The following is a 10,415-nucleotide window of genomic DNA, read 5'->3' as shown; positions in this document are numbered from 1 at the left end:
TCATGTAAATGTGCAGTTTTTATAATGAAAAAACGAGAAAAATGAAAAAAATTATGTAAAATACACAAAAAAGTTTTGCAAAATCTGAAATATGTGGTACAATAAGTTCAATGACATATGAATGTGACATAACTTAATTTTAGGAGGTATTGACATGGCAACAAAATGGGTCTACAAATTTAGTGAAGGAAATGCCGAAATGCGTAACCTTCTTGGAGGAAAAGGTGCAAACTTAGCAGAGATGACAGGACTTAATCTACCAATTCCTCAGGGATTCACAGTTACAACAGAAGCGTGCACAAACTATTATGACTGCGGTGGAAAGATCAGTGATGAAGTAGCATCACAGGTGATCGAAGCAATGAAAGACTTAGAAGAGATTCAGGGAAAGAAGTTCGGAGACCTTGAAGATCCTCTATTAGTATCAGTAAGATCCGGAGCAAGAGTATCCATGCCGGGTATGATGGATACAATTCTTAACTTAGGACTGAATGATGAAGCTGTCGAAGGATTTGCCAAGAAGACAGGAAATCCTCGTTTTGCATATGATTCTTATCGTCGTTTTATCCAGATGTTCTCAGACGTTGTAAAAGAAGTGGATAAAGCAAAATTCGAAGATGTCTTAGATGACATCAAAGCAGAAAAAGGTGTGAAGTTTGATACAGACTTAGATGCTGATGATCTGAAGGAAGTGATCAAGAGATACAAAGGTATCTATCGTAAAGCACTGAATGAAGAATTCCCTCAGGATCCAAAAGACCAGTTATTTGAAGCGATCAAAGCGGTATTCCGCTCTTGGGACAACCCACGTGCCATTTACTATCGCCGAATGAACGACATTCCAGGAGACTGGGGAACAGCCGTTAACGTTCAGACAATGGTATTCGGTAATATGGGAGATACATCAGGAACAGGTGTAGCATTTACAAGAAACCCATCTACAGGTGAGAAACAGATCTATGGTGAATACCTGATCAATGCACAGGGTGAAGACGTAGTAGCTGGTGTTCGTACACCACAGCCAATCACAAAACTGGCAGAAGACTTACCAGAATGCTATGAACAGTTTATGAGCATTGCTCATACATTGGAAGAACATTATCGTGATATGCAGGATATGGAATTTACGATCCAGGAAGGAAAACTGTACTTCTTACAGACAAGAAATGGTAAGAGAACAGCGCCAGCCGCACTTCGTATCGCCTGCGAATTAGTAGATGAAGGAAAGATCACAAAAGAAGAAGCAGTTTCAAGAATCGATGCGAAAGCATTAGATCAGTTATTGCATCCAAACTTTGATGAAGCAGCACTGAAGGCAGCTCTTCCAATCGGAGAAGCACTTCCAGCATCTCCTGGAGCAGCAGCTGGTAAAGTATATTTTGATGCTGAGATGGCAAAACTGCATCATGAAGCAGGATTAAAAGTTATCTTAGTTCGTTTAGAGACATCACCAGAAGATATCGAAGGAATGCATGCAGCAGAAGGTATCTTAACAGCTCGTGGTGGTATGACATCTCATGCAGCCGTTGTAGCACGTGGTATGGGAACAGCGTGTGTTGCAGGATGTGGAGATATCAAATTTGCTGAAGATGGTAAATCTTTCACATTAGGTGGAAAGACAGTTAAAGAAGGAGATTACATTTCCTTAGACGGATCTACAGGTAAGATTTATCTTGGAGAGATCCGTACAGTACCTGCAAGTATCAGTGGTAACTTCGATCGTATCATGACATGGGCCGATGAGATCCGTACATTACAGGTAAGAACAAATGCAGATACACCTGCCGATGCATTGAATGCAGTCAAATTCGGAGCACAGGGTATTGGACTTTGCCGTACAGAGCATATGTTCTTTGATGCAGAGAGAATTCCAAAGATTCGTCGTATGATCCTCTCTACAACAAAAGAAGCAAGAGAAATCGCATTAAATCAGTTAATTCCTTATCAGAAGAAAGACTTTAAAGACTTATACGAGGTTATGGAAGGAAGACCGGTCACAATCCGTTTCTTAGATCCACCTCTTCATGAGTTCCTTCCAAACACAATGGAAGAGATTACAGCTCTTGCCAAAGATATGGGAGTTACAGTAGAAGAGATCAATATGAGACGTGCTGCTCTTCATGAATTCAACCCTATGATGGGACATCGTGGATGCCGTCTGGCAGTTACTTATCCAGAGATTGCCAAGATGCAGACAAGAGCTGTAATGGAAGCAGCGATCGAAGTAAAACAGGAAAAGGGATATGACATCGTTCCTGAGATCATGATTCCATTAGTAGGAGAGAAGAAAGAGTTAGCATTTGTAAAACAGGTTGTTGTACAGACAGCTGAGAAAGTAAAAGCTTACTATGAATCTGATATTCAGTACAAAGTAGGTACTATGATCGAGATTCCTCGTGCAGCATTATTAGCAGATGAGATTGCAGAAGAAGCAGAATTCTTCTCCTTCGGAACAAATGATTTAACTCAGATGACATTTGGATTCTCTCGTGATGATGCAGGTAAGTTCTTAGATTCTTACTATGATAATAAGATTTACGAATCTGATCCATTCGCTAAATTAGACCAGAAAGGTGTTGGACAGCTGATCGAGATGGCAGCGAAGAAAGGTAAAGCAACTCGTCCAGATATCCACTTAGGAATCTGTGGAGAACATGGTGGAGATCCATCATCTGTAGAATTCTGCTACAGAGCTGGACTAGATTATGTATCTTGCTCACCATTCCGTGTACCAATTGCACGTTTAGCAGCAGCTCAGGCAGTTTTAAAAGATAAATAAAATCCATTGTAATTCATATTACAGGGCGAACACTTCTATCCACTTTTAGGGCAAAAAAACTATCCAGTTGATGCTCAACAGAATAGAAAGTTTTCAGCCAGTAAGTAATATCAAACTCACGTAAAAATATCATAAATTTTACGTGAACTGTCCAAGCATAAATTAAGACTCTTGGAACTTTGGAGAAACGACCATAAGAGATGTAAAAGTCTCTTTAGGGAATACCTCTAAAGTTTCAGGAGTCTTTTTTGTTACATCAAATTATCAGAGGAGAGTATCAGAGGGATACTGATGTAATTCATCAGAGGAGTAGGTTGTCAGAGATGTAACTTATCAGAGGTAAGAATATAGAGAATTATCTCCAAATATCTGCCGAGTGATCATTTATAGGAGAATTGGTCAAAAAATGATATAATCTCAGTATAAACGAAAAACAGGAGATAACGTTATGATCGATACATTACTATTTGATTTAGATAACACATTACTGGACTTTGACAAAGCAGAAGCCCATGCACTTACGAAAGCATTAGATGATGCAAGAATTTCAGTGACAGATGAGATGCTTAGACGTTATAATAAGATCAATCTTACTCAATGGAAATTGTTAGAACAAGGGAAAATGACGAGGGACGAAGTAAAAATTCGCAGATTTAAGCTCTTATTTCAAGAATTTCATATCAAAGTATCACCAGAAAAAGTTGCAAGTAACTATCAGATATATCTAGGACAAGGGCATTACTTTATCGAAGGAGCCCAAGAGGTCTTAGAACAATTATCAAAGAAATACAGAATATATGTGGTAACAAATGGAACGTTATCTGTACAGATCGGAAGATTAAAAAGTTCAGGAATCAAAAAATATCTGCAAGGTGTTTTTATCTCAGAAGGAATTGGCTATAATAAACCAAGTGTTGAATATTTTGAAAAATGTTTTGCACAGATTCCACATTTAAAAAAAGAAAATACAGTGATCATTGGAGACAGCTTAAGTTCTGATATTCAAGGAGGTAAAAATGCAGGAATCAAGACAATCTGGTTTCATAGACCACAGGATCAGACAGATGATCCTAAACCAAGACCAGACTATGAAATCCAAAGTTTAAAATCTTTACTGGATATGTTAGAATAAAAATACAGAAATACAACAAAAAAGGAGTTATGTAAAATGGAAAAACAGATATTAAATGAAGTTATTGAAGAAACAAAGAAATTAATTGCAGCACCATCTTGCAGCCAGGAAGCAAAAGATGCAGCTAACGCATGGCTTGATGCTGTTGGGACAGATAACGAAGAAGCAGAGACAAAGAAATATATCGCAGAGTTAGAAGAAGATATCATGCCAATCGACGGATTGATCGGATTTGCAGGATCTGAAGCGGGAGCAGCTGTATTCGGAGCAGAGAAAGCAAAAGAAGTAGAAGCACATGCAAAAGAAGTCAAAGCAGCTGGAGGAAAATATTGTGATTGTCCTGCATGCGCTGCATGTGAAGTGATCTTATCCAAGCTAAAATAGGATTTTATAGCAATGAAGAAATTGAAAATTGCAGGAATTGTTCTGATTTTGTTTATTTTGTATGTGATCATTGGAATGCTTGTGCCATTTGTACATATGAAATCGGTAAGCCAAACTAACAAATCCAAGATTCACACCGAATCATTTTATTCAAGAGCAGATAAGAACGGATCAGACCGAGCAAAGATCGTAAGTGATAATCAGGAAGCACTGGATCTGCGTCTTGATATGATACGAAAAGCAAAGAAAGAGATTATTTTATCAACCTTTGATATTCGAGAAGGAAACAGCAGTGACGATATCTTTTCAGAATTACTCAAAGCTTCCAGGCGAGGTGTTAAAGTAAAGATTCTGGTTGATGGACTTTATGGAATGATTCATATGTCTGGAAAGGATATTTTTGCAGCAGTTGGCAGCGAGCCGAATGTAGAAATCCGCTTTTACAACACACCAAATCTTTTAAAACCATGGACGATCAATGGATGCCTGCATGATAAATATATTGTGGCAGATCACAAATATTTATTGATGGGCGGCAGAAATATGTTTGATTATTTTCTTGGAACACACAAAGGTAAAAGCAAGGGTGTGGACCGAGAAATTTTGATCGTAAATCAAGGATCAAAAGACCAGGGGGCGGTTGGACAGATTAGAAGATATTTTCAAAAAGTCTGGAATTTAGAAGTCTGTAAAACAAAATTTAACACATGTTCAAAGAATAAAAAAGAGAAGGCAGTCAAACGACTCTTATCACATGCAGAGAAAGTAAAGATTCCAGAGTATGATTACCAAAAGATCACAGTTCCAACAAAGAAGACGACACTCGTGACCAATCCGACAACGATCTATGGAAAAGAGCCAGTGGTATTTGAAACGCTGAAGCAGTTGATGTTACAGGCAAAGAATCAAGTTATCATTCACACGCCGTATGCTGTATTTTCCAAAGAAATGTACGAAGGAATCACGCAGGTAAAACAGCAGGTGCCAGATACGACTATGATCTTAAATTCGATCGCATCTGGAGACAATATCTGTGCATCTGCAGATTATCGGAAGAATCGTTCAAAGATCTTAGACACAGGAATTTCATTATATGAATATATGGGCAAACATTCTACTCATGGGAAATCACTGGTGATCGATGATGATATTGCGGTGGTAGGATCTTATAATTTTGACTGCAGAAGTACTTATGTTGACACAGAAACCATGTTAGTTGTACAAGGAAAAGAAATCACAAAACAACTGGAAGAGGATTTTGATGGATTAAAGAATGAATCTTTGAAAGTAAACAAAGATGGAAGTTATCAAAGTGGTAAAAATGTAACAGAAAGTACAATGGATGGCAAAAAGCAGTGTATGATCAGAATTTTATCTTATATCATACAGGCATTTCGATATTTAGCTTAAATTGTGCAGAAATGGAACAATTTAGCTGTATCATAAGAAAACATAAAAGGAAAAAGAAAGACATGAAAGATATTAAAATCATATTTTTTGACATTGATGGCACATTGATCGCTATGGATAAAGATACGATTTCAGACAAAACATTAGAGGCATTAAAACGACTACAGGCAAATGGAATCAAACTTTGTCTGGCAACCGGAAGGGGACCAATGCTTGTTCCACACTTTGATGGAGTTGAATTTGATGCATTTCTTACATACAATGGTTCGTATTGCTATGATCATGAAGGAACTCTCTATCGCAATTGCATTCCATCAAAAGATATTGAAACGATCGTAAATAATGCAGTCAAAATAGGAAGACCAGTTGCACTAGCAACGAAAGACCGTATGGCTGCCAATGGAAAAGATCAGGATCTGATTGATTATTATGCATTTGGGAATGCAGAAGTTGAGGTAGCTAAAGATTTTGAAGAAGTAAAAAAAGAAACAGTCTATCAAGTACTAATGGGTGCAAGGAAAGAAGAATATCAAGATATTCTAAAAGGTGTCCAAGCAGCAGAGATCACAGCATGGTGGAATCGAGCCGTTGATATTATACCGATCAATGCAGGAAAAGGGATTGGGATTGAGAAGGTATTAAAATATTATGGCATAGAAAAGTCCCAGTCTATGGCGTTCGGAGATGGAAATAACGATATTGAAATGTTAAAAGCCGTTGGCAATGGAATTGCGATGGGAAATGCATCTGATGATCTGAAAGCAGTAGCAGATGAAATTTGTGGAGATGTTTCAGAGGATGGGATTTACCAGTATTGTTTGGAAAATGAATTGATCTAAAAAAAACAGCAGATTTAAAACTGATCGAAGTTTGAATCTGCTGTTTTTATTTCATAGGAAATTTTGATGTAACTATTGACATTACATTAAAATGTTGATATATTCTTGAATGTAATGATGATGATTACAACAAAAGGAGATAACTATGAATGCATAGAAATGTCTAGAAATATTAAGAAAGATCAAAGATGTATCGTTTGCTACAGTTGATGAGAAAGGGTTTCCACAGGTTCGGATTATCGATGTCATGATCGTAGAAGACGAAAAATTATATTTTTGTACTGCCAGAGGGAAAGATTTTTATAAACAATTGCTCAATGATCATCATGTAGCGATCAGTGCGATGAATGAGAAATATCAGATGGTAAGACTTAGTGGAATCGCAGAAAAGCTAGAAGATCTGCCCACAGCAGTGCATCAGAGGATACGAGATCAACCAGACACATTGTCTTCATTGCGGATTATGTAAGGAAGAATGTCCGGCAGGAGCGATCAAAAAGAGAGGAGAATGATCATGTTACAAAATATGTGGACGACATTTATCACAGAAAAATCTTTGTTTATCAAGTTATTTGTAGAACATATTGAGATTTCACTGATTGCGATCTTGATCGCGATCGTCCTTGGAGGAGTCGTTGGAATCTTGATCAGTGAATTTGAGAGATCTGCGAAATTAACTTTAGGAGTGATCAATTTTCTTTATACGATTCCATCCATTTCCATGCTTGGTTTTTTGATTCCATTTTCAGGAGTTGGAAATGCAACAGCAGTGATTGCGTTGTTAGCACTTGTGATGGATCTGATCCTGGGATTTGTTGAAAAGCGTATGGAATATGGTGTAAAAAAAGATGGTCTGTATACCGAAGATATGTTTTCCAAAATGCAAGATCAGTATAAGAAGTCACTGAAATTGCAATGGATCGGTATGTATGGATTTAACAATACATATGGTTTAAACTTTAAGAAAACCATGGATATGGATATCGGATTAAAATATAAAGCGATCAATCAGAAGAAGATCGATGTAATGGTGATATTCACAACGGATGGACAGCTGACAGCGTCTGATGTTACAGTCTTAAAAGACGATAAACAATTCTATCCATCCTATCTTTGTGGAAATGTCATTCGAAATGAAGTGTTAAAGAAACACCCAGAATTAAAGAAGGTATTTAAAAAATTAGAGGGAACGATCACAGATCAAGACATGGCACGCATGAATTATGAAGTCGACAGTAAAGATAAGAAACCAAAAGAAGTAGCACGCACATTTTTGAGTTTGTTACAATGATCGGATCTTCCGGATGCGGAAAGACAACAACATTGAAAATGGTCAATGGATTGATCACGCCAGATCAGGGAGATATTCTGGTCCATGGAGAGAATATCAAGACAAAAGAAGCCGTATCAAAATGGATGGATATCGTGGGATTAGATGAAGATATGAAAGAACGTTATCCATCTGAACTATCCGGAGGACAGCAGTAAAGAGTCGGAATAGCAAGAGCTTTAGCAGCCTCTCCAGACATTCTTTTAATGGATGAACCATTTGGAGCTGTCGATGAGATCACAAGGCAGCAACAGATTTTGTGAAACGACTGGTAGATAAAGAACGAAGGATCTGTCATCTTCCAGAAGAAAAATTAAAGGATTGTGAGTATAGTGAAGCAGCGCTATGTGAGATATGATCCTTTTCCTTGACTTGTTTTCTTTCCTGTCATACACTAAAAATAAGAAAAATTTGAATAAAAATGGAGAAAGCAAATGAAAATCAAACGAATCAAAGAAGATTTCAGTGTGTGTAAAGGATATGAAATTGGATAAACAGATAACGATGCCAAAAGTAATGAAAATGATAACAGCTATAGGTATTTTAGTTACATTAGTTACAATGATCATTTATCAAAATAACAACAGTAGCATTTTCCTTACGCTGGCGATCACATTTGGAACGATCACATATCATTTTGGGATGCGTCTGCTGATCGGATGGCTTGTTATGATCCTTATGAAAAATAAAGCCGATTACACCAAGCAATGGTATCAATTGCATTCATGGGAAAAGGCATTCTATAAAAAGATTAAAATAAAAAGATGGAAAAATAAAATGCCAACGTATCGTCCACAAGATTTCTCACCTAAAGAACATAGCTGGCATGAGATTGCCCAGACAATGTGTCAGTCAGAAGTCGGGCATGAGTTGATCATAGGATTTAGCTTTCTGCCGATCATTGCCTCAAAATGGTTTGGAGCATTTGGGGTATTTGTGATCACATCCGTTATTTCTGCTGGATTTGATCTGATCTTTGTGATGATGCAGAGATATAACAGGGACAGGATTCAAAGATTGATAAGATAAAAAGGACAGTATCAAAGGATAAACAGCAATGGATTTAAGAGTACTACATTATTTTTTAACCGTAGCGAGAGAACAAAGCTTTACCAAAGCTTCCAAACAATTACATATCACACAGCCAACACTTTCCAGACAATTAGCAGCACTAGAAGAAGAATTAGGAGCGAAATTATTAGATCGTGGAGGGCACAAGATCACATTGACCGAAGAAGGATTATTGCTAAAACGTCGTGCTCTGGAGATCATTGACCTTGAAAATAAGATCATCGAGGAATTTAAAGGAAATGAAGAGGTGATCGAAGGTACGATTACGATCGGTTGTGGTGAATTCAACGCAGTCGATCATATCGCAAAGATCTGCAAGATATTTCAGGAAAAATATCCAAGAATCCAGATCGCACTCCACACGGCAACTGCAGATGTTGTGCAGGAAATGATGAATAAAGGACTTGTCGATATTGGAGCTTTTATGGAACCTGTCAGCACAGAGGACCTTGATTATATCAGGATCAGAGAAAGTGACCACTGGGTTATCAGTATGAAACCAGATGATCCGCTTGCGAAAAAAGAATATATTACAAAAGATGATCTTTTGAAACTGCCATTGATCGTTCCAGAACGATTAGGAGTACAAAGTGAGCTCGCGAACTGGTTAGGAGCAGATTTTAACAAGATAAAGATCGTATTTACAAGCAATTTTAGCACAAATGCAGGGATCATGGCATTAAATGGCCTTGGATATCCAGTATCAATTGAAGCTGCGATTCAGTACTGGAGAGAAGATCTCCTGATCCAGAAAAGACTATATCCAGAGATCACGGCAAACACTGTGATCGCATGGAGAAGGAACATTCCTCATTCTTATGCTGTTCATAAATTCATTGAAGAGATAAATGCCTTTAAGGCATAATAAAAGATACAATATGAGTATTAGACATAATTAAGAAGAAAAGCTTATAATCAATGTGTAAGATATCAAAAACATATCTTACACATTTTTTGTATAGAGCAAACAAAATTCAAAGAAGGAGTTGATACTTTTGAGTAAGAAATTAGTCGCATATTTTAGTGCAAGCAAAGTCACAGAGAAAGTAGCCAATAAGATCGCAGAGGCAGCAGGAGCTGACATCTACGAGATCAAACCTGAAATTCCATATACAACCGCAGATTTAAACTGGATGGATAAAAAATCACGAAGCAGTGTAGAAATGAGTGATAAGACAATTCGTCCAGCCATCGCAGATAAAGATGCAAACGTAGAAGCTTATGATGAGATCATTTTAGGATTTCCAATCTGGTGGTATGTAGCACCAACGATCATCAATACATTTCTAGAAAGCTATGACTTTAGCGGAAAGAAGATCGTTTTATTTGCAACATCCGGAGGAAGTGGATTTGGAAATACAGTCAGTGAGTTACAGCCATCTGTACCGGGTGCAGATATTGTAGAAGGAAAACTTCTAAACAGAGCAGACAAACAAACCATTGAAAAATTTGTAGAGACATTATAGGAGG

General features: G+C 37.5%; 12 protein-coding genes. All 12 read left to right on the top strand.

Features of this window, described 5'->3' with window-relative positions:
* Positions 1 to 154: 154 nt before the first annotated feature.
* The 12 genes from ppdK to KE503_RS09530 all read left to right on the top strand — a co-directional run bounded on the left by ppdK (position 155) and on the right by KE503_RS09530 (position 10,411).
* The gene (gene ppdK / locus KE503_RS09580; RefSeq protein ID WP_022375504.1) at positions 155 to 2,779 is read left to right on the top strand and encodes a pyruvate, phosphate dikinase; all 2,625 of its coding nucleotides are present in this window, start codon (positions 155 to 157) and stop codon (positions 2,777 to 2,779) included.
* Positions 2,780 to 3,227: 448 nt separating this feature from the next.
* Entirely contained in the window at positions 3,228 to 3,911 is a 684-nt protein-coding gene (locus KE503_RS09575) for a YjjG family noncanonical pyrimidine nucleotidase (RefSeq protein ID WP_212385087.1), read from the top strand.
* A 36-nt stretch (positions 3,912 to 3,947) separates the two neighbouring features.
* Complete coding sequence (locus KE503_RS09570; RefSeq protein ID WP_212385086.1) at positions 3,948 to 4,295, top strand: molecular chaperone Hsp90; 348 nt, start codon at positions 3,948 to 3,950, stop codon at positions 4,293 to 4,295.
* 12 nt (positions 4,296 to 4,307) lie between these two features.
* Positions 4,308 to 5,705 carry a phospholipase D-like domain-containing protein gene (locus KE503_RS09565; protein ID WP_022375501.1) on the top strand — a complete coding sequence of 466 codons (1,398 nt, stop codon included), beginning with the start codon at positions 4,308 to 4,310 and terminating at the stop codon, positions 5,703 to 5,705.
* 62 nt (positions 5,706 to 5,767) lie between these two features.
* Positions 5,768 to 6,544 (top strand): Cof-type HAD-IIB family hydrolase, encoded by a 777-nt coding sequence (locus tag KE503_RS09560; protein WP_022375500.1) that lies wholly within the window; start codon positions 5,768 to 5,770, stop codon positions 6,542 to 6,544.
* A 169-nt stretch (positions 6,545 to 6,713) separates the two neighbouring features.
* The gene (locus KE503_RS09555) at positions 6,714 to 7,013 is read left to right on the top strand and encodes a pyridoxamine 5'-phosphate oxidase family protein (protein WP_330621971.1); all 300 of its coding nucleotides are present in this window, start codon (positions 6,714 to 6,716) and stop codon (positions 7,011 to 7,013) included.
* Entirely contained in the window at positions 6,976 to 7,056 is an 81-nt protein-coding gene (locus KE503_RS14985) for a 4Fe-4S binding protein (RefSeq protein WP_334300457.1), read from the top strand. The genes KE503_RS09555 and KE503_RS14985 overlap by 38 nt, the downstream gene beginning before the upstream one ends.
* Before the next feature lie 2 nt (positions 7,057 to 7,058).
* The gene (locus KE503_RS09550; protein WP_212385085.1) at positions 7,059 to 7,835 is read left to right on the top strand and encodes a glycine betaine ABC transporter substrate-binding protein; all 777 of its coding nucleotides are present in this window, start codon (positions 7,059 to 7,061) and stop codon (positions 7,833 to 7,835) included.
* Positions 7,832 to 8,032 (top strand): ATP-binding cassette domain-containing protein, encoded by a 201-nt coding sequence (locus KE503_RS15080; protein ID WP_330621970.1) that lies wholly within the window; start codon positions 7,832 to 7,834, stop codon positions 8,030 to 8,032. The genes KE503_RS09550 and KE503_RS15080 overlap by 4 nt, the downstream gene beginning before the upstream one ends.
* 328 nt (positions 8,033 to 8,360) lie before the next feature.
* The gene (locus KE503_RS09540; protein ID WP_249183024.1) at positions 8,361 to 8,903 is read left to right on the top strand and encodes a hypothetical protein; all 543 of its coding nucleotides are present in this window, start codon (positions 8,361 to 8,363) and stop codon (positions 8,901 to 8,903) included.
* 28 nt (positions 8,904 to 8,931) lie between these two features.
* The gene (locus KE503_RS09535; RefSeq protein WP_055196661.1) at positions 8,932 to 9,810 is read left to right on the top strand and encodes a LysR family transcriptional regulator; all 879 of its coding nucleotides are present in this window, start codon (positions 8,932 to 8,934) and stop codon (positions 9,808 to 9,810) included.
* A gap of 130 nt (positions 9,811 to 9,940) precedes the next feature.
* Entirely contained in the window at positions 9,941 to 10,411 is a 471-nt protein-coding gene (locus tag KE503_RS09530; protein ID WP_212385084.1) for a flavodoxin, read from the top strand.
* Positions 10,412 to 10,415: the final 4 nt, after the last annotated feature.

It is taken from the genome of Anaerostipes sp. Marseille-Q3525, from assembly GCF_018223505.1.
GTDB classification, from domain to species: domain Bacteria; phylum Bacillota; class Clostridia; order Lachnospirales; family Lachnospiraceae; genus Anaerostipes; species Anaerostipes amylophilus.
This window is presented reverse-complemented; position numbering and strand designations above follow the sequence as displayed.

What these genes read in the sequence shown, in the direction of transcription:
- KE503_RS09565 (WP_022375501.1), top strand. Translation starts at nt 4,308, where the DNA reads ATGAAGAAATTGAAAATTGCAGGAATTGTTCTGATTTTGTTTATTTTG.
- KE503_RS15080 (WP_330621970.1), top strand. Translation starts at nt 7,832, where the DNA reads ATGATCGGATCTTCCGGATGCGGAAAGACAACAACATTGAAAATGGTC.
- KE503_RS09575 (WP_212385087.1), top strand. Translation starts at nt 3,228, where the DNA reads ATGATCGATACATTACTATTTGATTTAGATAACACATTACTGGACTTT.
- KE503_RS09560 (WP_022375500.1), top strand. Translation starts at nt 5,768, where the DNA reads ATGAAAGATATTAAAATCATATTTTTTGACATTGATGGCACATTGATC.
- KE503_RS09550 (WP_212385085.1), top strand. Translation starts at nt 7,059, where the DNA reads ATGTTACAAAATATGTGGACGACATTTATCACAGAAAAATCTTTGTTT.
- KE503_RS09535 (WP_055196661.1), top strand. Translation starts at nt 8,932, where the DNA reads ATGGATTTAAGAGTACTACATTATTTTTTAACCGTAGCGAGAGAACAA.
- KE503_RS09570 (WP_212385086.1), top strand. Translation starts at nt 3,948, where the DNA reads ATGGAAAAACAGATATTAAATGAAGTTATTGAAGAAACAAAGAAATTA.
- ppdK (WP_022375504.1), top strand. Translation starts at nt 155, where the DNA reads ATGGCAACAAAATGGGTCTACAAATTTAGTGAAGGAAATGCCGAAATG.